Origin of the sequence: Bradyrhizobium sp. SPXBL-02 (assembly GCF_051853065.1) — a bacterium.
GTDB lineage: Bacteria > Pseudomonadota > Alphaproteobacteria > Rhizobiales > Xanthobacteraceae > Bradyrhizobium.
The window spans coordinates 6,309,225-6,334,165 of sequence record NZ_CP182474.1 but is presented as its reverse complement, the minus strand read 5'-3'; the positions used below and the strand labels follow the sequence as shown (position 1 = coordinate 6,334,165).

Genomic DNA, 24,941 nt, shown 5'->3' with positions numbered 1-24,941 from the left:
TGTTGCCTCCACAAGGACGGTGCTCCCCCTCTCCCGCTTGCGGAAGAGGGTTGGGGAGAGGGCTCTCTCCGCTGGGCGAGAACCCCCAAGAGGAGAGAACCCTCACCCGCCGCGACGCGGCGACCTCTCCCGCAAGCGGGAGAGGTGACCCGACTGGCAGCCCGTCTAGCCCACCCCATTCCGCGTCAAGATCATCTCCATCGCCTCGGCAAAGCCGTCCTGCTCGTTGCTCGCAGTGACATGCGTGGCCTCGTCCTTGACGTTGTCGGCGGCGTTGCCCATCGCGATCGAGGTGCCGCTGACGCGGAACATCGCGAGATCGTTCTGCATGTCGCCGATGGTGGCAACCGCGTCGGTCGAGATGCCCAAGCGCTGGGCCATGGCCTGCACGAACGTGCCCTTGTTGAAGCCGGGCGGGGTAACGTCGAGATAATAGGTCTGCGAGCGCACCGCGGTGGCCTCACTGCCGAGCGCCTCCTGCATCGCCTTCTCGCAAGCGGCGAGCCCGGCCGCATCGGCGCTGGCGCCGACGATCTTGCAGGCGCTCGCAAGATAGGGCGAGAAATCCGTCACGATGGTCGGATCGGCGCGGATCGTGTGCTGCTCGTGCGCGACGTAGCTGCCGCTGGGATTGTCGATCAGCCATTTGTCGGTGGTGAACAGCCAGATGTCGGCGCCGTAGTCGCGGAGGATCTGCAAGGCGCGCTCGGCCGCGCGCGCCGGAATCAGGTGCTGCTCGACCGGCCGCATCTCGGGATCGACGATCGAGGAGCCGTTGAACGGGCCGACCGGCAGCCACAGCGCCAGCGGCTCGATCAAAAAGCGCATGCCGATCGCCGGCCGGCTGGAGGTGATGGTGAAGCCGATGCCGGCCTGGTGCAGCCGCTGCACCGCGCGTCTTGCGCGCTCGGTCAGCGTCTTGTCCTTGGTCAGCAGCGTGCCGTCGACGTCGGAGACCACGAGTGAGATTTGCGTCATGGCAAGACCTTGGGTATTGCGCCGCCCAGCTTCAATTGCCGCACGATGCCGTCCACGATCGCCTCGACGGTCTCGTCGATCGAGACGGTGATGACGTGCTCGCCCGCCTCCGGCGGCTCCAGCGTCTCGAACTGGCTGGTCAACAGTCCGGGCGGCATGAAATGTCCCTTGCGCTGCGCGAGCCGTTCGGCGATCAGCTCCTTGGTGCCCTTCAGGAACACGAAGCGGACGTCGTCGCGGCCGCGCAGCAGCACGTCGCGATAGGCGTGCTTCAGCGCCGAGCAGGCGATGATGACGTGCCCGCCGCGTCCGCACACCAGCGCGATCTCGTCGGCGATGGCATTCAGCCAGGGCCAGCGGTCTTCGTCGGTGAGGGGATGTCCGGCTCGCATCTTCTCGACATTGCTGGCGGGATGGAAGCTGTCGCCGTCCTCGAAACGCCAGCCCAGGCGCTCGCCGAGCGCCTTCGCAACCGTGCTCTTGCCCGAACCCGACACGCCCATCACGATCAATGCACAAGGTGCTTCAGCGCGGCCCACGAATTTCCTCCGGAAGCGCGGCCTTGTCGACCAGCCAGACGGTCTCGCCGTTCGAGCGCGCGCGTAAGGCCGGCAGATTCTCGCCATTGACGAGGCGCGTCAAGATCGGCTGCTTGTCGTGCCCGGCAATCTCGAACAGCATCTCGCGGCAGGAGGCCAAAGCGGGCAGGGTGAGCGAGACCCGCGGCACGAACGGCGCGACGTTCGCCTTGGGCACGCCGACGACCCAGCGTCGGGTCTCCTCGATCTCGGGGTAACCGGGAAACAGCGAGGCGGTGTGGCCGTCCGGCCCCGCGCCCATCAGGACGAGATCGAACAGCGGGCGGGCCGGATCGAGCTGGTCTGCGCCATAGAAGGCCTGCAGCTCGCGCGCATAGGCTGCCGCGGCGGCATCGGGATTGTCAGCCGTGGTCGGGATCGGGTGGATATGGCCGGCGGGCGCATCGCGGTCGAGAAAGGTCGCGCGCGCGACCGCCATGTTGTTGAGGGGATCGCTTTCAGGCACGAAGCGCTCGTCGCCGATGAACCAGTGCACGCGGTCCCACGGAATCCTGCTGCGCCAGGCCTCGCTGCCGAGCAACTGATACAGCTTCTTCGGGCTGGAGCCGCCGGTGAGGCAGACCGCGATGCGGCCGGGATTGGCCGCAATCCGCGCCATCACCCGTTCGGCCGCGGCGCGGGCGAGAGCTTCGGCATCGGCCTCGACGATCAGCTTCGGCTGCTCGGCCAGAGCCATCACGAGTACTTCCGCCAGCTGCGCCCGTCGCGCCGGAGCAGCTCGTCGGCGCAGGCAGGGCCGTCGCTGCCGGCTTCATAGGTTTCGATGCCGTTGGTGCCCGCGCTCTTCCAGGCGTCCAGGAACGGCTGCACGGCCTGCCATCCGGCCTCGACACCGTCCGCGCGCTGGAACAGGATGTTGTCGCCGATCATGCAGTCGTAGATCAGCGTCTCGTAGCCGGTCGAGGGATCGGCGCGGAAATAGTCGCCGTAGCGGAACTTCATCTCGACACCATCGATGGTGACGCTCGGCCCCGGGACCTTGGCGTTGAACTGGAGCTCGATCGTCTCGGTCGGGGCGATGCCGATGGTGAGGAAGTTCTGCGACAGCCGGTCGACGTCCGTGCCTGAAAACATCGACAGCGGCGCCTGCTTGAACTTGATCGCGACCTCGGTGCGCTTGTGCTTGAGCGCCTTGCCGGTGCGCAAATAGAACGGCACGCCGGCCCAGCGCCAATTGTCGATCATCAGCTTCAGCGCGACATAGGTCTCGGTGGTGCTGCCAGGCTTGACGTCCGCGGTCTTGCGATAGTCCGTGATCTCGTCGTCGCCGATGCGGCCGGCGAGATATTGCGCGCGCACCGAATTCTTCAGCGCCTCTTCCCGGCTGGGCTGCGGGATCGCGGTGAGCACGTCCGCCTTCTCGGAGCGCACGGAATGTGCGTCGAAGCGGGCGGGCGGCTCCATCGCGACCAGCGACATCAGCTGGAACAGGTGGTTCGGCACCATGTCGCGCAGCGCGCCGGTGGCATCGTAGAAGCCGCCGCGGTGGCCGACGCCGAGCTTCTCCTCCACGGTGATCTGGATGTGGTCGATGTGGTTGCGATTCCAGATCGGCTCGAACATGCCGTTGGCAAAGCGCAGCACCAGGATGTTCTGCACCGTTTCCTTGCCGAGATAATGGTCGATCCGGTAGATCTGGTGCTCGTCCATGATCTTCAGCAGCTCGGCATTCAGCGCGCGGGCCGAGGCAAGGTCGGTGCCGAACGGCTTCTCGATCACGAGCCGCCGCCAGGCGCCGTTCTCCTTCATCATGCCGGTGCGGCCGAGCTCCCGCGCGGTCGGCGCGAACGCGGCGGGCGGCGTCGCCAGATAGAACAGCCGGTTGCCGCCGGTGTCCTGCGCGCATTCCAGCGAATCCAGATGCTGGTGCAGGCGATCGAAGGAGGGCGGATCCTTCGGATCGGCCTCGACGAAGGTCACGCATTCCAGCAGCCTCGTCGCGATGTCGTCGTCGACGGGGCGCGTCGCAAATTGCCGCAAGCCCTTCAGCAGGCTGTCGCGCAGCTCCTCATCGGACTGGCCCCTGCGGGCGACGCCGACGACGCAGAATTTTTCCGGCAACAGATGCTCGGCGGCCAGATTGTAGAGCGACGGCATCACCAGACGATGGGTGAGATCGCCGGTGACGCCAAAGATGACGAAGGCGCAATTTTCCGGCTTGCGCTTTGGCTGCGGGTCTTTTGTCACGAATAGTCGGCCTTCGCTTGGTTCACTCGTTACTTTGGCTTCGCCGCGCCCGGCTCCTTGTGCCCGCCGAACCCTGCACGCATCGCGGAGAGAATTTTTCGGCGAAGGTGTGTTCCTTGCGGGACCGGAAACGTGTGTAGAGCGCCGCGGTCAGGACCTCGGCCGGCACGGCCTCGTCGATCGCGGCATTCACGGTCCAGCGTCCTTCGCCGGAATCCTCCACGAAGCCGGAATATTCGGCAAGCTGCGGACTGTCGGCGAGCGCAGTCGAGGTGAGGTCGAGCAGCCAGGATGGAATCACGCTGCCGCGCCGCCACACTTCGGCGATGTCGGCGAGATCGAAATCGTAGCGGTGATCCGCCGGCAGGGCCTCGATATTGGCGTTCTTGAGGATGTCGAAACCTTCGGCATAGGCCTGCATCAGGCCGTATTCGATGCCGTTATGGATCATCTTGACGAAGTGCCCGGCGCCGACGGGGCCGGCGTGAATGTAGCCTTGCTCGATGCGGGGATCGCGGCCCTCGCGCCCCGGCGTGCGCGGAATGTCGCCGGCGCCCGGCGCGAGCGCCGCGAAGATCGGATCGAGCCGGTCGACCACCGTCTTCTCGCCGCCGATCATCATGCAGTAACCGCGGTCGAGCCCCCAGACGCCGCCTGAGGTGCCGACATCGATATAATGGATGCCGCGCGCCTTCAGCGCCTTGCCGCGGCGGACGTCGTCCTGCCAAAAGGTGTTGCCGCCGTCGATGATGACGTCGCCTTCCTGCATCACGCCGGCGATCGTCTCGATCGTGGTCTCGGTGATGCGTCCAGCCGGCAGCATCACCCAGGCCGTGCGCGGCCGCTCCAGCTTGGCGACGAACTCTTCCAGCGTCGCCGAGCCGACCGCGCCGTCTGCGGCAAGGCCGGCGACGGCCTTCGCATCCTTGTCGTAGACCACCGTCGAATGCCCGTGGCGCATCAGGCGGCGAACGATGTTGCCGCCCATTCGGCCGAGGCCGATCATGCCGAGTTGCATCTGCATCATTCCTTTAGTTCAGCGCGTCGTTGAGCGCCGCATTGAGCGCGGCGAGGCCTTTCTTGAGCCCGCCCTTCAGGTGCACGCGCAACGCGCGCCGGCCGCGCTCCGTCAGCACGTCGAAATCGCCGCGCGCCTGCGCCGCCTTGATCACGCCGAAGCTCGCCTTCTGGCCCGGCACAGGCAGGTCCTTGGCATCGTCCGCGGTGATCTGGAGGAACACGCCGCTGTCGGGCCCGCCCTTGTAGGCCTGTCCCGTCGAGTGCAGGAAGCGCGGGCCGAACTCGGCGCAGGTCGCGACGTGCCGCTTCTCGCGCACCTCGAGCCGCATCGCCTGGAGCGCGTCGATCGTGGCCTTGTCGCGCGCGATGTAGCCGAGCAGGGCGACGTAGTCTCCATCGCTGGATCGCGACAGATGCGCCTTCAGCCAGGAGCTGAGATCGCCATTGGCGCCGGCGGCGCGCAGCGCCGTGGCATTGGCCTCGTCGGTGTAGAGATCGGCGTCCTTGGTGCTGACCACCGGCTCTTCTGCCGGCAGCTTGCCGGTCTTCTCGAACGCGGCCGTGAGCTCGCGGGTCTTGATCTTGGCCGCTTCCACGTCGGGCTGGTCGAACGGGTTGATGCCGAGAATGCTGCCGGCCACGGCGGTTGCCATTTCGAAGCGGAAGAATTCCTGGCCGAGATGCTCGATCGACTTCATGACGATCCGCACCACGGGATGACCCGCCGCCTCGATCGCGGCAAGCTGGGAATCGTGTGCGGCGTCCGCTTCGCCTTCGACACGGATGTCGATGAAGAAGCGGTCGTTGCCGTAGACGGAGGGATCGCCCAGCGGCTCGCCCTCGATCGGGATCAGGCCCTTGCCCTCCTTGCCGGTCGATTCCGCGATCAGCTGCTCGGCCCAGGCGCCGAAATCGGCGATCTTCTTCGACGCCAGGATCGTCACCTTGTCGCGGCCTTCGAGCCCGGCGAGACCCATGGCAAGGCCGAGCTGCACGCCCGGATTTTCGGACGGCGGCACGTCTGGGCCACAGGAGCGGGCCATCGCCAGCGCATGCTTGACGAAGGTCTTGACGTCGATGCCCGCGGTTGCCGCCGGCACCAGCCCGAACGGCGAGAGCACCGAATAACGCCCGCCGATCGAGGGCTCGCCATGGAAGACGCGGGCATAGTTCAGCTGCTTCGCCGCCTTCTCCAGCGACGAGCCGGGATCGGTCACCGCGATGAAGCGATGGCCGGTCTTCACCTTTGCACCCACCGCCTTGGCGACCTGCTCATGGAAATAGTCCTTCATCGCGTTCGGCTCGGTGGTGCCGCCGGACTTGCTGGAAACGATGAAGACGGTGTTGGCGATGTCGATCTTCGCCTCCATCGCCCGGACCTGCGCCGGATCGGTGGAATCGAGCACGTGCAGCTTGGGGAAGCCGGGCTTCTTGCCGAAGGTCTCGGCCAGCACCTCGGGGCCGAGGCTGGATCCGCCCATGCCGAGCACGACGGCGTCGGAGAATTGCTGGCCCTTCACGCGGCCGGCATAGTCCTCGTAATCGGCAATGTCGGCCTGGTGCGGACTGTCGAGCCAGCCCAGCCATTTGTCCTCGTCCGCACCGGTCCAGACCGACTTGTCGCGCTGCCACAGCCTGCGGATCCTGGCCGACGCCCGCCACTCCTCGGTGGTCTTGGCCAGCGCCTTGCCGAGCCCGTCGCCCAGCGAAAGCTGCTGGCGGTCGAGTGCGGGCCCGAGCACGACCGCGCGCTTGTGGGCGACGGCGCCGTAGAGCTTGTCGGCGGCATCCGCAAACAGCTTGACGCCGTCCTTGACCAGCTCCTCGGTGATCGCATCGAGCGAGATGCCGGAGCGCTCCAGCTCCTCCAGCACGCACTTCGCGTCCTCGACATTCTCCTCCAGGCTGTCGCGCGGCTTGCCGTGGTCGCGGAACGCATCCAGCGTTGCCGGCGGCACGGTGTTGATGGTGTCGGGACCGATCAGCTCCTCGACGTAGAGGACGTCGCTATAGTCCTTGTTCTTGGTGCCGGTCGAGGCCCACAGCATGCGCTGCGGCTTGGCGCCCTTGGCGGCGAGCTTCTCCCAGCGGGGGCCTGAGAACAGGCGCTTGTAGTCCTGGTAGGCGAGCTTGGCGTTGGCGATCGCGACCTTGCCCTTGAGCGCGGCGAGCCGCTCCTTCTCCGACGGATCGTTGGCGCGGGCGATCTTCTCGTCCAGCTGCTTGTCGACCACCGAATCGATCCGGCTGACGAAGAAGCTGGCGACGCTCGCCACGTGCGAGGGATCGCCGCCGCCGGCGACGTAGGTCTCGAGACCGGCGATGTAGGCCTCCGCCACCTCGAGATAGACGGCCTTGGAGAACAGCAGCGTGATGTTGATGCTGATGCCCTCGCTGATCAGCTGCTCGATCGCCGGCAGCCCCTCCGGTGTCGCCGGCACCTTCACCATCAGGTTCTTGCGACTAACGTCCTTCCAGAGCCGCCGCGCCTCCGCGATCGTGCCTGATGTGTCCATGGCGAGATAGGGCGACACCTCCAGGCTGACATAACCGTCGCCGCCCTTGAGGCGGTCATAGACCGGGCGCAGCACGTCGGCGGCGTTCTGGATGTCCTCGACCGCGACGGCCTCGAACAAATCGGCCACATTGCGGTCGCCGCGCTTCAGCGCCTTGCCGATCGGGGCGTCGTATTCGTCCGAGCTGCCGATCGCCTTCTCGAAGATCGATGGATTGGAGGTGACGCCTTTGACGCCGTCGGTGTCGATCAGCCGCTTCAGGTCGCCCTTGGCGATGAAGCCGCGGGCCAGGAAGTCGAGCCAGACCGCTTGTCCGTGCTTTTCCAGTTCTTTGACGGGATTCATGATGCTTATTTATCTCCAAGCCTGCGGGCGAGGGGTTTTCGCGCCGGTCCTGACGCGCTATCCTCTAGCTTACATGCACCCGGGAGGGAACCAATCAAGGGTATGGGAGTCATACCCTCCAGTGTAACTCCGTCGCGATCATGGCGATCCAGGCGGGCAGGCTATGTTGCGTAAAAGTCGTTGGCCAGAGGAATGGCCGAGGTCTCCTTGCGTAATGTCAGCCGTCGCGCCTCGTCGGCCAGTGGTTGCGTAGAGTGCCACCGGCGGATTTCGATCCGCCGTCGCATCGTGGCTCGGCCGCGAATGGCCATGCTGGGGGAAGAGCATGTACGCCAATAAGAAGAAGGGTCTGGCCGTCGCCGACAGCCAGCCAGCGGTTGCGTCGGTCAGCATCGACGCATCGCGCGATCTCGAAATCAACCGCTGCGTGACGCAGCTGCGGCTGCTGGTCGCGGCGGGCTTTGCCATGACCCTGCTCAGTGCGAGCCTTGCCTTCGACTGGTGGGACGGGCCCGGCGGCTACGATACGATGGTCGGTTATGCCGGCGTCGTCGTGTTTGGCCTGGTCACGTCCTGGCTGATCTGGATGCTTCCCGCCGAACGAGGAGCGGTGGTGGTCGTCACCCCCTACGGCATCCGCGATCTCCGTATCGGCAATGAATTTCTCCTCTGGGAATCGATCGCGGAGATTTCGGCTGAAGAAAGCCGCGGCCACAAGGCGATCGTGCTCACGCCCTCGCCGGCGCTGCAGCGCCAGCTGTCCGCCATCCCGACCCTGGCCCGTCGCGCGCAGGATGGCCGGATCGTCATCCGCTCGGAGGGCCTGGCGACCGATTTTGATACATTGCTGCGCGCTTGTCGCGACTTCCACGCTGGCACTAGCGCGCGCACCGCATTGCAGCAGGAAGATGAACGGCGGCCGCAAGGCTTCGCCGTACAAGCGTCATAAGATCGCCGCTCCCGGACCGCTATGCTGCATCGCCGGATGGGGTCATATCCGGGAACGCCCGGATGTGGCGACCGAGTGACATTTTCTGGAAATGAGCCAGAATAGACAGAGATTCGCACAAATTACAGGCATGTGCCTGTTCGTAACTCATGGAGTGCCTACGTTGTGCGTTGCGTCGAGTTGGCACCCGGGTGTCCAATGATCGTCATGTGCTCACGCTGATTCGAAACGGCCTGAGGAACGCTCCGGTAACTGCTTTCGTTTCAGCTTGTAGCGGAACTCACGCGGAGAGGGATCATGTACAACGATTCTCTATTCAACGCTTTCGCTCGGTCGTTCGAGGCGAGAAGCCAGCACGACATGTCGATGGCGGAATATCTGGAATCGTGTCGAAGCGATCCCATGAAATACGCGAACGCGGCCGAACGACTCCTAGCGGCGATCGGTGAGCCCCAGACGATTGACACGGCCAAGGACCCACGCCTTGGCCGTATTTTTTTGAACCGCACCATCCGCACCTATCCGGCCTTCGCCGGCTTCTACGGCATGGAAGAAACCATCGAGCGTATCGTCGGTTTCTTCCGCCACGCGGCGCAAGGTCTCGAAGAGCGCAAGCAGATCCTCTACCTGCTCGGCCCGGTCGGCGGCGGCAAGTCCTCGCTCGCCGAGCGACTCAAGTCGCTGATGGAAGTGCAGCCGATCTACGTGCTCAAGGCCGGCGACGAGCTCTCGCCGGTGTTCGAGAGCCCGCTCAGCCTGTTCGATCCCGATCAGCTCGGTCCGATGCTGGAGGAGAAGTACGGCATTCCGCGCCGTCGCCTCACCGGCCTGATGAGCCCGTGGTGCTACAAGCGGCTCGAAGCGTTCGGCGGCGACATTTCGCAGTTCCGGGTCGCCAAGATCCAGCCCTCGCGGCTGCGCCAGATCGCGATCGCCAAGACCGAGCCCGGTGACGAGAACAACCAGGACATCTCTTCGCTGGTCGGCAAGGTCGACATCCGCAAGCTCGAGACCTACGCCCAGAACGATCCCGACGCCTACAGCTATTCCGGCGGCCTCAACCGCGCCAACCAGGGCGTGCTCGAGTTCGTCGAGATGTTCAAGGCGCCGATCAAGATGCTGCACCCGTTGCTGACCGCAACCCAGGAAGGCAATTATATCGGCACCGAGAACATCGGCGCGATCCCGTTCACCGGCATCATCCTGGCGCACTCGAACGAAGCCGAGTGGGCGAGCTTCAAGGCCAACAAGAACAACGAAGCCTTCATCGACCGCATCTGCGTCATCAAGGTGCCCTACTGCCTCAGGGTCACCGAGGAGCAGAAGATCTACGAGAAGCTGATCCAGGGCTCCGAGCTCGCCGCGGCTCCTTGCGCGCCGTCGACGCTGGAGACGCTGGCGCGGTTCTCGGTGATGTCGCGCCTGCGCAAGCATGAGAACTCCACCCTGTTCGGCAAGATGCGGGTCTACGACGGCGAGAGCCTGAAGGAATCCGATCCGAAGGCGCGCAGCGTCCAGGAATATCGCGACGCCGCCGGCGTCGACGAGGGCATGGACGGCGTCTCGACCCGTTTCGCCTTCAAGATCCTGGCCGCCACCTTCAACCACGATCCGCAGGAGGTGGCCGCCGACGCCGTGCATCTGATGTACGCGCTGGAGCAGGCGATCCGCCGCGAGCAGCTGCCTGAGGAGACCGAGAAGCGTTATCTCGAATTCATCAAGGCGGATCTGGCGCCGCGTTATGCCGAGTTCATCGGCAACGAGATCCAGAAGGCCTATCTCGAATCCTACTCGGATTACGGGCAGAACCTGTTCGATCGCTACGTCGACTATGCCGACGCCTGGATCGAGGACCAGGACTTCAAGGATCCCGACACCGGCCAGCTGCTCGATCGCGAGCTTTTGAACCAGGAGCTGACGAAGATCGAGAAGCCGGCGGGCATCGCCAACCCCAAGGACTTCCGCAACGAGGTCGTCAAATTCTCGTTACGGTCGCGGGCTCAGAACGGCGGCAAGAATCCGACCTGGACCTCCTACGAGAAGATTCGCGATGTGATCGAAAAGCGGATATTCTCCCAGGTCGAGGACCTGCTTCCGGTCATCTCCTTCGGGTCGAAGAAGGACGGCGAGACGGAGAAGAAGCACGGCGAGTTCGTCGCACGCATGGTGGAGCGCGGCTATACCGAACGTCAGGTTCGCCGGCTCGTCGAATGGTACATGCGCGTGAAGCAGGCCGGTTGAGGCGGATGGGAGGCGAATGGTAAAGTGCCCATTCACATTATTGACAGGCGCCTGAATCCAGGCGGCAAGAGTCTTGAGAACCGCCAGCGGTTCTTGCGTCGGGCCAAGTCCCTGGTGCAGGGCGCCGTCAAGAAGACCTCGCAGGAACGCGACATCAAGGACGTCCTGGAGGGTGGTGAGGTCACGATCCCGCTCGACGGCATGCACGAGCCGCGTTTCCGCCGTGAAGGCGGGACGCGCGACATGGTCCTGCCCGGCAACAAGAAGTTCATCGAAGGCGACTATCTGCAACGCTCCGGCCAGGGCAGCGCGAAGGATTCCGGTCCCGGCGAAGGCGACAGCGAGGACGCCTTCCGCTTCGTGCTGAGCCGCGACGAGTTCGTCGATCTGTTCCTCGACGACCTCGAGCTGCCGGATCTCGCCAAGCGCAAGATCGCGCAGACCGAGAGCGAAGGCATCCAGCGCGCCGGATACACCATGACCGGCTCGCCCGCCAACATCTCGGTGAGCCGGACGGTGAAGCTCGCGCTCGCCCGCCGCATCGCGCTGAAGCGTCCGCGCAAGGACGAGATCGAAGAGCTGGAAGCCGCGATCGCAGCCTGCACGGACGAGGACGAGCGCGCGGCTCTCGTGGCCCGGCTCGATGCGCTGAAGGCAAAGTCGAAGCGCATTCCCTTCATCGATCCGCTCGACATCCGCTACCGGCGCTTCGAGACGGTGCCCAAGCCCGTCGCGCAGGCCGTGATGTTCTGCCTGATGGACGTCTCCGGCTCGATGTCCGAGCACATGAAGGATCTGGCGAAACGCTTCTACATGCTGCTCTACGTTTTCCTGAAGCGGCGCTACAAGCACGTCGAGATCGTCTTCATCCGCCACACCGACCGTGCCGAGGAGGTCGACGAGCAGACCTTCTTCTACGGTCCGGCCTCGGGCGGCACGCTGGTCTCCAGCGCGCTGCAGGCGATGCACGAGATCGTGCGCGAGCGCTTCAATCCATCGGACTGGAACATCTACGCCGCGCAGGCTTCCGACGGCGACAATTCCTATTCCGACGGCGAACTCACGGGGCTCCTGCTAACCGAGAAGATCCTGCCGGTCTGCCAGTTCTTCGCCTATCTCGAGGTCGGCGAGGCCGGCGGCAGCGCCTTCGATCTCTCCGACTCCTCGCTCTGGAGCCTCTACGAACGCCTGCGCAACAGCGGCGCACCGCTCTCGATGCGCAAGGTCTCGGAGCGCAGCGAGATCTTTCCGGTATTCCACGATCTATTCCAGCGCCGCGACACTGCCCAGGAGAAGGCCGCTCCATGACGGAACGTTTGTTCGAAGGCGCCGATTGGGATTTCCACACCTTGCAGCGCATCACCGATGCCTGCGAGGAGGTGGCGTTGAAGGATCTCGGCCTCGACGTCTATCCGAACCAGATCGAGGTGATCACCGCCGAGCAGATGCTGGACGCCTATTCGTCGGTCGGCATGCCCTTGTTCTACAAGCACTGGTCGTTCGGCAAGCACTTCGCGTTCCATGAGGCCTCCTACCGCAAGGGCCTGATGGGGCTCGCCTATGAGATCGTCATCAACTCCTCGCCCTGCATCTCCTATCTGATGGAGGAGAACACGGCGACGATGCAGACACTGGTGATCGCGCACGCCGCCTTCGGCCACAACCATTTCTTCAAGAACAATTATCTGTTCAAGCAGTGGACCGATGCCGACGGCATCCTGGACTATCTCGACTTCGCCAAGAACTACGTCATGCAGTGCGAGGATCGCTACGGCCGCATCGAGGTCGAGCGCACGCTCGATGCCGCGCACGCGCTGATGTCGCACGGCATCGACCGCTATCCCGGCAAGAAGAAGCTCGACCTGCGCGCCGAAGAAAAGCGGGCAGGGCGCCGCCGCCAGCACGAGGAGGAGGTCTTCAACGATCTCTGGCGCACGGTGCCGAAGGGCGCCGCCAAGAGCCGGTCCACGCTCAGCATCGAGCGCCGCCGCAAGCTGCTCGGCCTGCCGCAGGAGAATTTGCTCTATTTCCTGGAGAAGAGCGCGCCGCGGCTGGCGCCCTGGCAGCGCGAGCTGCTCCGCATCGTCCGCCACATCGCGCAATATTTCTATCCGCAGAGCCAGACCAAGGTCATGAACGAGGGGACGGCGACCTACGTCCACTATCGCATCATGACCAAGCTGCACGAGCAGGGTCGCATCAGCGACGGCAACTTCCTGGAATTCCTGGGGTCGCACACCAACGTGGTGTTCCAGCCCGAGTTCGACGACCCGCGCTTCTCCGGCTTCAACCCTTACGCGCTCGGCTTTGCGGTGATGCAGGACATCGAGCGCATCGTCACCAATCCGGAAGACGAGGACCGCGAGTGGTTCCCCGACATCGCCGGCAAGAACGACGTCATGGGCGTGTTGCGCGACGTCTGGGCCAATTACCGCGACGAAAGCTTCATCGGCCAGTTCCTGAGCCCCAAATTGATGCGGCACTTCCGCATGTTCCACCTGCACGATGATCCCGAGGAGCGTGCCGGTATCCGCGTCGATGCCATCCACGACGAGCGCGGCTTCCGCCGCGTCCGCCGCGAGCTGGCACGGCAGCACGATGTCGGCTTCATCGACGCCAATATCGAGGTGGTCGACGTCGATCTCTCCGGCGACCGCCGCCTGATCCTGCATCACCACGTCATCAAGGGCTCGCAGCTCAACGAGACCGACGCCAAGCGCGTGCTGCAGCACCTGGCCGACCTCTGGACCTACGACGTCGCGCTGATCGAGGTCGACGCCAACGACAAGGTCTTGCGCGAATACGTCGTCAGCCCGCGCCCGATCCCCGCCGCGGTGGCGTGAGGCATCGGCGTGGCGATGAGCTCGCCCGTAGCCCATCCTTCGAGACGCCCGCCTCTGGCGGGCCCTCAGGATGAGGACGGAGTGCGTGGTTTCAATTTCAACAAATAGAGATGCTGCCTAGCCTCATCCTGAGGAGACCGCGAAGCGGTCGTCTCGAAGGACGAGGCGCTTGCTCCGGCCGTCGCTGAGAACGCTCTAACTTGATCGCTTCCCCGGCTTCTTCTTCGACACATTCAGCTCCACCGCCGCGCGGATCAGCGCCTGCAACGCCTTCTTGTTGACCTTGTCGCCCTCGCGAATATCGATCGCCCGGCGCACATTGCCGTCGAGGCTGGAATTGAAGAGACCTGCGGGATCGGCCAGCGCCGCGCCCTTGGCGAAGGTCAGCTTCACCACTGCCTTGTAGGTCTCGCCGGTGCAGATGATGCCGTCGTGCTCCCACACGGGAACGCCGCGCCATTTCCACGCCTCGACGACGTCAGGATCGGCTTCCCTGATCAGGCCGCGGACGCGCGCGAGCATCGCGCCGCGCCAGTCGCCGAGCTCCTTGATCCGGCCGTCGATCAGTTTCGATGGCGAAGCGTTGCCTGCTTCCTTCGCGCTGCTCGTCTTCGCCGCCACGGGCTTCTTCATCATGGCCTCGTTCACGCGTTGCTGCGGCCGCGATAAGGCAGCGCGAACAGATACAGCCCGGTCGCGAGCAGCGGAATCAGCGGCACCAGCGCCAGGAAGCCGATCCACACGGCCTGGACCTGCATCGTCATCGCCACGATGTTGGCGATGACGGCGAGCGTGAAAGCCATCGACAGCCAGCGGTGAATTTGCCGAATCCACATCTGCGTGCTCATTGGGGACCTCCTGTTGGATTGATCGAAATGGACGCCGGCGGAGCTAGCTCGCCCGGGCCAGCAAATCGTCCAGCTTGGCCAGGAACTGCTTCCAGCCGGCATGCGCGCCGCCGAACGCCTGCTTCTGCGTCGGGCGGAAGCCCGCCTGCTCGACGCGCAGATGCGTGCCCGCGCTCGTCGGCGTCAGTGTGAAGGTGACGATGCTTTTCAGATCGAAGGCGGCGTCCTCATGCGAGAAATTCCAGGTGTAGGCCAGCGACTTCTGCGGCTCGATGGTGAGCACCTGGCAATCCAGCACGCCGCCCCACTCGCCGCGCAGGTTGAAGCGATGGCCGACAACCGGCTTGAAATCGTTCTTCATCAGCCATTCCTCGATCAGATGCGGCTGCGTCAGCGCGCGCCAGAGCCGCTCGGCCGGATAAGCAAATTCGCGCTCGATAACGACGGAGCGCGTCTCGGCGGGTTCGTTCATTGGTCCATCCTCTTCAGGAGATCGTCGAGAGCGTCGAGCCTTTTCTGCCAGAACCCGGCCATCTGGCCGGTCCAGTCGATCAGCGGATTGAGCGCACCGGGCTGCGCGCTGTAGTGGGTCTGCCGTCCTTCATGGCGGTCGCGCACCAGGCCCGCCTGCTTCAACGCGCCGAGATGTTTCGACACCGCAGGCTGCGACACGCCGGATCGCGCCGTCAGCGCCCCGACCGTCTGCTCCCCCTCGCGGCACAGCCGTTCGAAGATCGCCCGCCGGGTCGGGTCGGCGAGCGTCCTGAACAGGAGGTCGGGGGTGGAGGGCATGCGGGATCCATAACTAGGAAGTTATGGTTTATGCATAACCGTAGAGTTATAGGTTAGTCAAGTAGGACGGGAGATATGGCGATGGCTGGCGCAGCCCTCTCCACGTCATTGCGAGGAGCGCTTGCGACGAAGCAATCCAGAGGCCCTCCGCGGAAGGATTCTGGATTGCTTCCGCCTTCGCTAGGGCTTCGGCGGACAAGTCGCTGCGCTCGCAATGACGGGGAGTGGCGGCGCCGTGCCCGGCCTACGGCCGCAAATACAGATACCCCTGCGATTGCAGCTCGGCCAACCGGACCACGCCGCCCTTCTCGGCGTTGACGAAACCCGGCAGCAGCTCGTTGAGCGTGACGTTCTGCGCTTTCATCGTGTTGCCGCAGGCGGCGAGCTCGACGCCGTCCTTGGAGAAATCGCCGACGCGCTTGCTGACATCGGGATTGGCCTGCGCCGAGTGAAACGCCTTCAGCGCCGGGCCGTGGATCACCAGCGCGATCGTCACATGCTCGGGGCCGCCGACGCCGTCGATGTGGTTCTGGATGTTGCCGAGCACGAAATTGACCTTCTCGGCATCGCTGAGGTGATAGACCACCTTGAGCTTGGCGCCGGTGCCCGCCTCCGTTGCGGCTTTCGCGCTGGAGGCGCCGAGCGCTGCACCCAGTGCCGAGATGGCGCTCCACAAGATGTTCCGGCGGTTCATGGCGATTTCCTTCGACGAGGCCAAATTTGCCGAAGGCATATCACTTGTGGCGTAGCGCCGCGAGTTCCTTGCGATCGGTCACCAGCGAAGCGCATTCGCTGTTGTCGGTGCGGTCGAGGCGGAAGATCTTGTCGTCGGCGCCGGCCGTCAGCGAATGCTCGGCATCGTCGTCGGGCTTGTTGTTCTGCCAGACGCGCACCCGTTCGAGCCGGACGATCGCCGACTTGTCGTCCTTGGAGAGCGCAACGCCGATGCCGCCGCCCTCGCAATCGACGCCGCAGCCGAGCCGCACCTCGTTGCCGCTCTTGGTGAACACGGCGTGGTTGCACGAGCCGCTGGAATCGAAATCGCCGCTGCGATGACGGTACCTGAAGCCGAGGCGGAAGGAGTTGTGGAGCTCCTTGTCCTCCTTGTCGACTTCCGCCGAGACCAGCAGCTTCATCGAAGCGACCTTCTGCTTCGGGTGCCGCGCCAGATGGTCGGCATCGTAGCGGCGGACGAAGCAGGCATAGGCCTTGTTGCCGGGGGCGCCCGCATACATGCGCGTATTGAACGTCTCTGCCTCGGCCTTGCTGGCCTCGCGAATATCGTCGCCGTCCTCGGCCCGGGCAGTGCCGATGAATGCAGCCAGGGCGAGCGGAAGGACAAGGGCAAGCTTCATGATCGCACCGAACGCCTGATGGGCATTGGCCCGCCATCCGCGGGCCGGTCTGTCATTGGTCGCAGGCGCAGTGGAGCGCGTTCAGCCGCCGCACGTCGCTCGATGTCGGGCAGCGGCCACGGCGGGCCTTAGTCACCACTCCAATCGAGAAGGTTCAACGGGTGCGACGACTTGATTCCTCGGAACCCGACGCCGGTGCTTGCTGCGACATTGTCTCGTTTCGTCAATGTGGTAGCCTTCACAGACGACCGCCTTTGGCAGTCGTAGGCTGGGGCTGCCTTGTAAGTTTGTGGAGTCCCCGCATGGGTGAAATTCGCAACTTCAGACCCGGAAATCCCGATGAGCCGCCGCCGCACAGCGGACTGCCTCGTCGTCTCGCCGCGATCATCGTCGGTGACATCGCCTCCTACAGCCGGTTGATGCAGGCCGACGAGGAAGGCACGCATGCCCGCGTCAAGCGGATCGAGCGCGACATCATCCAACCCAGCATTGTCGAACACCATGGAAGTCTGGTGAAGACGACCGGCGACGGCTTCATCGCCATTTTCGACAGTCCCGTCGAGGCCGTTCGATGCAGCATCGTCATCCAGCAAAATCTCGTCGGTCGCAACGCCTCGATTCCCAAGCATTCCAGGCTCGAATATCGGATTGGCGTCAATCTCGGTGACGTCATCGTGGAGCCGGACGACATCTATGGTGACGGCGTCAACATCGCCACGCGTATCGAGGGCATCGCAGAGCCGGGGCAGGTCTACATTTCCGGCGCGATCTACGAACAGATCAAGCACAAGATCGTGTGCGGTTATGAGTCGCTCGGCGACCGCAAGGTCAAGAACATCACCGATCCCGTGCGCGTCTATCGCGTGCTGCCGGATGCAGATGCCGTCGGCAAGACACGAAGCCGGCGCGAGAACGTCCTGCTCTTTCTTCTGATCACGGCATTGCTGGTGATTGCCGGCTACGTGCTTTGGTACGTGCTGGTGCAGCACCGCAGCCAGGTGGGGCAACAGGCTGCCGCTCCCCCGATCGCGGCGCCGTTCGCTTCGCCGACGCCGCAATCCGTTCCGTCGTTACCGAGTCCGGCAGCACCGGCGCCACAAGCCGCACCCGCGGCTTCTCCGGTGCCCACAACGGTGCCATCGCCCGCAGCATCGCCTTCACCGTCTCCGGCATCCAGTCCATCGGTGACGCCGGTCCGGGAACCCGAGATGATCGCCATTCGCGGCGGCAGCTTCGCCATGGGAAGCAACGACGATCCGACCGAGCGTCCCGTCCACCAGGTCACGATCAAGCCGTTCTCGATCGGAAAATATCCGGTCACGGTGCGGGAGTGGAACGAATGCGCGGCCGCGAAGGCTTGTGCTTTCACCGCGACCGGCAAGGACGACGCGCCGGTCAGCAATGTGAGCTGGACTGACGCGCAGCAATATGTGGCGTATCTCTCCAAGGCGACGAAGAAGCCGTACCGACTTCCGAGCGAGGCCGAATGGGAATACGCGGCGCGCGGCGGTACGCAGACAAAATATTGGTGGGGCGACAAGCTCCAGCCTGGCATGGCCGGATGCAAGGATTGCGGCGACCTCGCAGCCGAGCAGCCAGCGAAGGTTGGCAGCTTCAAGCCCAATCCCTTCGGGCTCCACGACATGGGCGGCGGTGTCGACCAGTGGGTCGAGGATTGCTGGCACAAGAATTATCAGGGTGCTCCGGCCGACGGTTCGGCATGGACCGGCGGCGACTGCTCATCGCACGTCCTGCGCTCGGGCTCTTGGAAGAACGATTCGAGATACGTGCGGCCGTCCAACCGCGATGGCTATGATACCAACGTCCGTTACCCCACGCATGGATTCCGTGTCGCGCTTACTCCTTGAGGCTGGAGGAGGTTTGATGAAAATCGTTCGCTGCGCCGCGCTGGCGGCGGCACTTGCATTGCTTCCAGTCGTTTTGCTGTCAGGTGTTTTGCTGCCAAGCCCTGCTTACTCTCAGGGCAAAACCGCTCCCAAAGACGCAAAGCTCTATTTCATCACCCCGCAGGACGGGCAGAAGATCCGTGGTGGGTTCTGGGTCCGGTTCGGTCTGCGCAACATGGGCGTGACGCATGCCGGCGATGACTACCAGAACGCCGGTCATCATCATCTGCTGGTCGACGTCAACGAGCCCATCGACACCAAGGAACCAATCCCGCAGGACAAGTCCCATCTGCATTTCGGGGCAGGGCAAACCGAAACGTTTCTCGAGCTTCCGCCCGGCACGCACACGCTGCAACTGGTGCTGGGCGATGCGAAGCACTACCCCTTCGATCCGCCCGTCGTGTCTGACAAGATCACCATACGAGTCAGGCAGCCCGTTTCAGTCCGACGCCGTTGATCACCGCAGGCTGGCGTTGATCTTGTCCAGCACCGCCGAACCCGGGCAGAGCGTGTCCGCCTCCAGCGCGTTGAGCGGGGTCTCGACCGTATTGAGATGCTCGTGCAGGTCGTCGGCATCGGGATCGACGTACAGAAGACCGGTGACGATCTGGCCCTTGGCGGCGTGCCGCGCGAGGAAGGTCTGGGCGCCGAGACGGTCATGCGGATCGTAGTCGGCGTCGATCTTGCGCAGCGCGATCTTGCTGCCGTCGTGCTGCTCGACCACCTGCACCGTGCCAGGCGCGTAGTCCACCGCGATCGGGTCGCGGCCGACCAGCACGTCGAGCCGGTTCACGGCGTCGTTGTGCTCGCGGACATAATCGAAGCTCTTGGTCGAGCCGGCATGGTTGTTGAAGGCGATGCAGGGGCTGATGACGTCGATGAAGGATGCGCCCTTGTGGCCGATCGCGGCGGCGATCAGCGGCACCAGCTGGCTCTTGTCGCCCGAGAACGAGCGCGCCACGAAGGTGGCCCCTAACTGCAGCGCGATCGCGACGAGGTCGATGGCGTTGTCGGTGTTGGTGACGCCCTTCTTGCTCTTCGAGCCGCGGTCGGCGGTCGCCGAGAACTGGCCCTTGGTCAGGCCGTAAACGCCGTTGTTCTCGACGATGTAGGTCATGTTGACGCCGCGCCGGATCGAATGCGCGAACTGGCCGAAGCCGATCGAGGCGGAATCGCCGTCGCCGGAGACGCCGAGATAGATCAGATCGCGGTTGGCGAGGTTGGCGCCGGTGAGCACGGATGGCATGCGGCCGTGCACGGAGTTGAAGCCGTGCGAATTGCCGAGGAAATAGTCCGGCGTCTTCGACGAGCAGCCGATGCCGGAGATCTTTGCCACCCGATGCGGCTCGATCGACAGCTCGTAGCACGCTTCGATGATCGAAGCCGTGATCGAATCGTGACCGCAGCCGGCGCACAGCGTCGAGATCTTGCCCTCGTAATCGCGATGCGTGTAGCCGAGCGCGTTCTTCTTCAGGCCCGGATGATGGAATTTCGGTTTTGCGATGTAGGTCATGAACGTTTCTCTCTGCTCCCTCTCCTCGCGGTATCTTCTCGCGAAGAGAACGATCGAATAGTCCCCCGCTGTATCCACATCGTCATTGCGAGGAGCCCTTGCGACGAAGCAATCCAGAGTCTTTCCACGGAGGCAGTCTGGATTGCTTCGCTGCGCTCGCAATGACGATGTGGATGCGATTTACCATCATGACACGGCCTTGCGGAGCGGGGTCACCTTGAGGTGGTCCTGGTGGTCGCCAATGGCTTTGGCGATGAAGCGGGCGGTGATCGGCGTGCCGTCATAATGCACGATCGGCACCAGACGGACGGGATCGATGCCGTTCTCGTTGACGATGAGCTGGCGCAGCTGGCTGTCGCGGTTCTGCTCGACGACATAGACGAAATCGTGCTCGGCGAGGAAGCTTGCCACACTCGAATGGAATGGGAAGGCGCGGATGCGCATCCGGTCGAGCTGATGTCCGCGCGCCTCCAGAAGCCCTATTGCCTCGTCCATCGCCGGCGAGGTCGAGCCGAAATAGATCACGCCATACTTGGTCGGCCGTTCCGCATTGGCCTGCAGCGGCCGCGGGACGAGGTCCTGCGCGGTTTCGAACTTGCGCACCAGGCGCTGCATGTTGTCGGCGTAGACCGTGCCTTCCTCGGAATAGCGCGCATAGCGGTCGCGCGATGTGCCGCGGGTGAAGTAGGAGCCCTTGGTCGGATGCGTGCCGGGATAGGTGCGGTAGGGAATGCCGTCGCCGTCGACGTCGAGATAGCGACCGAAGTCGCGGCCTTCCTCCAGCATCTCCGCCGTCATCACCTTGCCGCGGTCATATTGCCGCGCATCGTCCCACTTCAGCGGACGGCAGAGCCGGTGGTTCATGCCGATGTCGAGGTCGAGCATCAGGAAGATCGTGGTCTGCAGCCGTTCGGCGAGATCGAAGGCGGCCGCGGCGAACTCGAAAGCTTCGGCAGGGTCCTCGGGGAACAGCAGCACATGCTTGGTGTCGCCATGCGAGGCATAGGCGCAGGCGATGATGTCGCATTGCTGGGTGCGGGTCGGCATGCCCGTGGAGGGGCCGGCGCGCTGGATGTTCATGATCACGGCGGGGATCTCGGCGAAATAGGAGAGGCCGATGAACTCCGTCATCAGCGAGATGCCGGGCCCCGAGGTCGCGGTGAAGGCGCGGGCGCCGTTCCAGGAGGCGCCGATGACGATGCCGATCGAGGCCAGTTCGTCCTCGCCCTGCACGATCGCGTATTTCGCCTTGCCGGTTTCAGGATCGTGCCGGTACTTCTTGCAATGGGCGGTGAAGGCCTCCGCCACCGAGGATGACGGCGTGATCGGATACCACGCACACACGGTGGCGCCGCCATAGACCGCGCCGAGCGCGGCGGCGCTGTTGCCTTCGATGAAGATGCGGTCGCCGACCTTGTCTGATTTCTTTACCCTGAGCCCGATCGGGCATTTCAGATTCTGCAGCGCCCAGTCACGGCCGAGATGCAGCGCGTGGACGTTGGAGGACAAGAGCTTCTCCTTGCCCTTGTACTGCTCGCCGATCAGCTGCTCGATCAGCTTGGGGTCCATGTCGAGCAGTGCACTGAGCGCGCCCAAATAGATGATGTTCTTGAACAGCTGGCGCTGGCGCGGATCGGTATAGGTCGAGTTGGTGATGGCGGTCAGCGGCACGCCGATCACGGTGATGTCGTCGCGGAATTTGGTCGACGGCATCGGCTTGGTGGAATCGTAGAACAAATAGCCGCCGGGCTCGATACCGGCGACGTCCTTGTCCCAGGTCTGCGGGTTCATCGCCACCATCAGGTCGACGCCGCCGCGGGCGCCGAGATGGCCTTCTTCCGTCACGCGCACCTCGTACCAGGTCGGCAGGCCCTGGATGTTGGAGGGGAAGATGTTGCGCGGGGACACCGGCACGCCATGGCGCAGGATCGCACGCGCGAACATCTCGTTGGCGCTGGCCGAGCCCGAGCCGTTGACGTTGGCGAAGCGGACGACGAAGTCGTTTACGCTGCTGAGCGGCTTTTTGTCGGACATGTCGAACCTGCGTGGGTCATATCGATGAAATATTTCTGCATGTCCCAGGCTCCGGTGGGACAACGCTCGGCGCACAGCCCGCAATGCAGGCAGACATCCTCGTCCTTCACCATTACGCGCCCGGTCTTGAGATCGCTGGACACGTAGAGGTCCTGGTCCGGCCGCGGCGAGGGCGCCTTCAGGCGCAGGCGCAGGTCGCTCTCTTCGCCATTGTCAGTGAAGGTGATGCAGTCCATCGGGCAGATGTCGGCGCAGGCGTCGCACTCGATGCAGAGCGAGGTCGAGAACACGGTCTGCACGTCGCAGTTCAGGCAGCGATGCGCCTCGCCCAGCGCCAGCTTGACGTCGTAGCCAAGCTCGACCTCGGCGCGGATGTCCTTCAGCGCGATCACCTTGTCGCGATGCGGCACCTTGAAGCGCTTGTCGTTGGAGATGTCGTTGTCATAGCTCCATTCGTGGATGCCCATCTTCTGCGAGGAGATTTGCACCTCCGGCAGCGGGCGCTCGGTGATGTCCTCGCCCGAGAGCATCTTGTGGATCGACAGCGCGGCGTCATGGCCGTGCGCGACCGCCCAGATGATGTTCTTCGGGCCGAACGCGGCATCGCCGCCGAAAAACACCTTTGGATTGGTCGAGGCGAAAGTCTTCGGATCGACCTTGGGCATGTGCCATTTGTCGAACTCGATGCCGCAATCCTGCTCGATCCAGGGGAAGGCGTTCTCCTGGCCGACCGCGACCAGCACGTCATCGCAGGGAATGGTCTGATCGGGATCGCCCGACGGCACCAGATTGCGGCGGCCCTTGGCGTCGTATTCGGCTTTGACGTGCTGGAAGGTGACGCCGATCAGCTTGCCGGCGACATGCTTGAATGACACCGGGACCATGTAGTTGAGGATCGGGATATCCTCGTGGATCGCGTCCTCCTTCTCCCAGGGCGAGGCCTTCATCTCCTCGAAGCCGGAACGCACGACCACCGTGACTTTCTCGCCGCCGAGCCGGCGTGCGGTGCGGCAGCAGTCCATCGCGGTGTTGCCGCCGCCGAGCACGATGACGCGCTTGCCGATCTTGTCGACATGGCCGAACGACACGTTGGCCAGCCATTCGATGCCGATATGGATGTTGCTAGCTGCTTCCTTCCGGCCGGGAATGTCGAGCTCGCGGCCGCGCGGCGCGCCGGAGCCGACGAAGATCGCGTCGTATTTCTCCGCGAGCAGCGCCTTCATGCTGTCGATGCGGTGACCGCCCCTGAACTCGACGCCGAGGTTCAGGATGTAGCCGGTCTCCTCGTCGATCACCGAATTGGGCAGGCGGAATTTCGGGATCTGCGTGCGCATCATGCCGCCGGCTTCCGGGTCGGCATCGAACACGGTGCAGTGATAGCCGAGCGGCGCAAGATCGCGCGCCACCGTCAGCGAAGCGGGACCGCCGCCGACCAGCGCAATGCGCTTGCCGTTCTTCGGGCCGGGCTTCGGCAGTCGCTGCTTGATGTCGTCCTTGAAATCCGCGGCAACGCGCTTGAGGCGGCAGATCGCGACGGGGGTTTCCTCGACGCGTCCGCGCCGGCACGCCGGCTCGCATGGACGGTCGCAGGTGCGTCCCAGGATTCCGGGAAACACGTTCGATTTCCAATTGATCATGTAGGCGTCGCTGTAGCGGCCTTGGGCGATCAGTCGGATGTATTCGGGAACCGGGGTGTGCGCAGGACAGGCCCATTGGCAATCGACCACTTTGTGAAAGTAGTCGGGGGCCGCGATATCGGTCGGTTTCATTCCTACCCTGTCCGCGCAGGCTCAAAGACCCCGCGGCCTTTTTTGTTGAGCTTGGCGAGCGCTTAACGCGCTTCGATCTGGTTTCTGAATGACGTCATTGGGTTAGCTTATTAGAACCGTTCCGAAGTACAACGGCAAATTTGCCCGCTTCCCCGCTTTCATGGGAGCTGCGCGTGCACGGCATTAATGACCGCGCGCGGATGTGCGTGCGGTGCAGCATCGCACTCTGCTCCATCCCCGTCATTGCGAGGAGCACTTGCGGCGAAGCAATCCAGACTGCCTCTGCGGGAAGATTCTGGATTGCTTCGCTGCGCTCGCAATGACGGCGTTGGCGGCAGCGCAGCAATTTCCAACGTCAGCTCTGTGCGATGTCGCTCTTCGCGAGGTCCCACATCAGGCAGTAGGTGCCGACGGAGATGGGGAGCGGGAAGGGCGCCGCAGCCGGGCCGGTGAAGCGCTCAGCGATGACGGCGGAGACCGCATTGACGTGTGTGCCGTCGATCAGGACGAACCAGTCGCGCGCGCCCTCGTTGCGCACCGCCGGAAGTCCCGCCGTTGCGCCCGACAATTCCGGCTCGGTTTCGAGCAGATGCATCGAGATGATGCCGTCGCATTTGTCCGGCACGAGCTTCTCTTGCAGTGCATCACGCCAGGGCGCGGCATTATCAGGCGTCGGCCGCAGCCGCACCACGCCGAGCGCAGTGCCGCGCCCGGTGCCCTCGCTGATGGTGATGCGCGCGACCACGCGCAGCATGTCCTGAAAGCGCGCCATGGTCTGCCGCGACCAGTCGGTCGGGCTCGCGAGGCGCGCCTTGTAAGCGGGGCCGTCGAGCACGTCGAGAGCCTCGGTCGAATACAGGCACAGATATTTGGGATTGGCGGCGTGCGCGACATAGCGCCGCGCTTCGAGGAATCCGTCGATCGCGACGCGCTCTTCCAGATGCTCGCGATCGTACCAGCGGTTGAAATCGGCTTCATCCGAAGCGTCGATGTTCATCGACGTCAGCAGCATGCCCTTTCCGGCGAGCGGCATTCTTCTTGTCCT

At 64.0% G+C, this 24,941-nt stretch carries 21 protein-coding genes and 1 pseudogene; 6 read left to right on the top strand and 16 right to left on the bottom strand.

The features are described 5' to 3' along the window. Window positions 1–165 precede the first annotated feature (165 nt). From ACNJYD_RS29610 to ACNJYD_RS29585, 6 genes and pseudogenes are all read right to left on the bottom strand, one after another. Window positions 166–978: an HAD family hydrolase gene (locus tag ACNJYD_RS29610; RefSeq protein ID WP_172786880.1), complete on the bottom strand. Its 813-nt coding sequence runs from the start codon at window positions 976–978 to the stop codon at window positions 166–168. Then, window positions 975–1,517, bottom strand: coding sequence for a gluconokinase (locus tag ACNJYD_RS29605; RefSeq protein ID WP_212254503.1), 543 nt, complete (start codon window positions 1,515–1,517; stop codon window positions 975–977). The genes ACNJYD_RS29610 and ACNJYD_RS29605 overlap by 4 nt, the downstream gene beginning before the upstream one ends. Next, entirely contained in the window at window positions 1,504–2,253 is a 750-nt protein-coding gene (pgl, locus tag ACNJYD_RS29600) for a 6-phosphogluconolactonase (protein ID WP_172786994.1), read from the bottom strand. The genes ACNJYD_RS29605 and pgl overlap by 14 nt, the downstream gene beginning before the upstream one ends. Further along, window positions 2,253–3,764 carry a glucose-6-phosphate dehydrogenase gene (zwf, locus tag ACNJYD_RS29595; RefSeq protein WP_439364104.1) on the bottom strand — a complete coding sequence of 504 codons (1,512 nt, stop codon included), beginning with the start codon at window positions 3,762–3,764 and terminating at the stop codon, window positions 2,253–2,255. Before zwf ends, pgl begins: the two co-directional genes overlap by 1 nt. A 29-nt stretch (window positions 3,765–3,793) precedes the next feature. Further along, window positions 3,794–4,782 (bottom strand): annotated as a pseudogene (gnd, locus tag ACNJYD_RS29590) (phosphogluconate dehydrogenase (NAD(+)-dependent, decarboxylating)). A gap of 13 nt (window positions 4,783–4,795) precedes the next feature. Then, window positions 4,796–7,645 carry a bifunctional transaldolase/phosoglucose isomerase gene (locus ACNJYD_RS29585; RefSeq protein ID WP_439364103.1) on the bottom strand — a complete coding sequence of 950 codons (2,850 nt, stop codon included), beginning with the start codon at window positions 7,643–7,645 and terminating at the stop codon, window positions 4,796–4,798. Window positions 7,646–7,970: 325 nt separating this feature from the next. Between ACNJYD_RS29585 and ACNJYD_RS29580 the strand changes: the two genes are divergently transcribed. The 4 genes from ACNJYD_RS29580 (at window position 7,971) to ACNJYD_RS29565 (ending at window position 13,678) form a co-directional block, all read left to right on the top strand. Beyond that, the gene (locus ACNJYD_RS29580; RefSeq protein WP_260382517.1) at window positions 7,971–8,594 is read left to right on the top strand and encodes an STM3941 family protein; all 624 of its coding nucleotides are present in this window, start codon (window positions 7,971–7,973) and stop codon (window positions 8,592–8,594) included. Between the two features lie 297 nt (window positions 8,595–8,891). Next, complete coding sequence (locus ACNJYD_RS29575) at window positions 8,892–10,835, top strand: PrkA family serine protein kinase (RefSeq protein WP_172786875.1); 1,944 nt, start codon at window positions 8,892–8,894, stop codon at window positions 10,833–10,835. A 30-nt stretch (window positions 10,836–10,865) separates the two neighbouring features. Next, on the top strand, window positions 10,866–12,143 hold the full coding sequence (locus ACNJYD_RS29570; protein WP_212254901.1) for a YeaH/YhbH family protein: 1,278 nt from the start codon (window positions 10,866–10,868) through the stop codon (window positions 12,141–12,143). Then, window positions 12,140–13,678 carry a SpoVR family protein gene (locus tag ACNJYD_RS29565; RefSeq protein WP_172786874.1) on the top strand — a complete coding sequence of 513 codons (1,539 nt, stop codon included), beginning with the start codon at window positions 12,140–12,142 and terminating at the stop codon, window positions 13,676–13,678. Before ACNJYD_RS29570 ends, ACNJYD_RS29565 begins: the two co-directional genes overlap by 4 nt. Before the next feature lie 195 nt (window positions 13,679–13,873). On the opposite strand, the gene ACNJYD_RS29560 is transcribed toward ACNJYD_RS29565, so the two are convergent. From ACNJYD_RS29560 to ACNJYD_RS29535, 6 genes are all read right to left on the bottom strand, one after another. After that, a complete protein-coding gene (locus tag ACNJYD_RS29560) occupies window positions 13,874–14,311 on the bottom strand; it encodes a DUF1801 domain-containing protein (protein WP_439364102.1) in 438 nt (145 codons plus the stop codon). 11 nt (window positions 14,312–14,322) lie between these two features. Beyond that, window positions 14,323–14,526, bottom strand: coding sequence for a hypothetical protein (locus ACNJYD_RS29555; RefSeq protein WP_025034403.1), 204 nt, complete (start codon window positions 14,524–14,526; stop codon window positions 14,323–14,325). A 43-nt stretch (window positions 14,527–14,569) separates the two neighbouring features. Continuing rightward, a complete protein-coding gene (locus ACNJYD_RS29550; RefSeq protein ID WP_439364101.1) occupies window positions 14,570–14,998 on the bottom strand; it encodes an SRPBCC family protein in 429 nt (142 codons plus the stop codon). After that, window positions 14,995–15,318 carry an ArsR/SmtB family transcription factor gene (locus tag ACNJYD_RS29545; protein WP_172786872.1) on the bottom strand — a complete coding sequence of 108 codons (324 nt, stop codon included), beginning with the start codon at window positions 15,316–15,318 and terminating at the stop codon, window positions 14,995–14,997. The genes ACNJYD_RS29550 and ACNJYD_RS29545 overlap by 4 nt, the downstream gene beginning before the upstream one ends. A gap of 244 nt (window positions 15,319–15,562) precedes the next feature. After that, window positions 15,563–16,012, bottom strand: coding sequence for a DsrE family protein (locus ACNJYD_RS29540; RefSeq protein ID WP_172786871.1), 450 nt, complete (start codon window positions 16,010–16,012; stop codon window positions 15,563–15,565). A 40-nt stretch (window positions 16,013–16,052) separates the two neighbouring features. Further along, on the bottom strand, window positions 16,053–16,673 hold the full coding sequence (locus ACNJYD_RS29535) for a hypothetical protein (RefSeq protein ID WP_172786870.1): 621 nt from the start codon (window positions 16,671–16,673) through the stop codon (window positions 16,053–16,055). 302 nt (window positions 16,674–16,975) lie between these two features. Between ACNJYD_RS29535 and ACNJYD_RS29530 the strand changes: the two genes are divergently transcribed. Both ACNJYD_RS29530 and ACNJYD_RS29525 read left to right on the top strand, forming a co-directional pair. After that, window positions 16,976–18,541, top strand: coding sequence for an SUMF1/EgtB/PvdO family nonheme iron enzyme (locus ACNJYD_RS29530; protein ID WP_439364100.1), 1,566 nt, complete (start codon window positions 16,976–16,978; stop codon window positions 18,539–18,541). 16 nt (window positions 18,542–18,557) lie between these two features. Further along, window positions 18,558–19,037, top strand: coding sequence for a DUF4399 domain-containing protein (locus ACNJYD_RS29525; protein WP_439364099.1), 480 nt, complete (start codon window positions 18,558–18,560; stop codon window positions 19,035–19,037). On the opposite strand, the gene ACNJYD_RS29520 is transcribed toward ACNJYD_RS29525, so the two are convergent. From ACNJYD_RS29520 to ACNJYD_RS29505, 4 genes are all read right to left on the bottom strand, one after another. Further along, on the bottom strand, window positions 19,038–20,093 hold the full coding sequence (locus ACNJYD_RS29520; RefSeq protein WP_025034408.1) for a 2-oxoacid:ferredoxin oxidoreductase subunit beta: 1,056 nt from the start codon (window positions 20,091–20,093) through the stop codon (window positions 19,038–19,040). 186 nt (window positions 20,094–20,279) lie between these two features. Next, window positions 20,280–22,127, bottom strand: coding sequence for a 2-oxoacid:acceptor oxidoreductase subunit alpha (locus ACNJYD_RS29515; RefSeq protein WP_172786867.1), 1,848 nt, complete (start codon window positions 22,125–22,127; stop codon window positions 20,280–20,282). Beyond that, entirely contained in the window at window positions 22,097–23,896 is a 1,800-nt protein-coding gene (locus tag ACNJYD_RS29510) for an FAD-dependent oxidoreductase (RefSeq protein WP_439364098.1), read from the bottom strand. The genes ACNJYD_RS29515 and ACNJYD_RS29510 overlap by 31 nt, the downstream gene beginning before the upstream one ends. 355 nt (window positions 23,897–24,251) lie before the next feature. Beyond that, entirely contained in the window at window positions 24,252–24,929 is a 678-nt protein-coding gene (locus tag ACNJYD_RS29505; protein ID WP_439364097.1) for a hypothetical protein, read from the bottom strand. Window positions 24,930–24,941 lie beyond the last annotated feature (12 nt).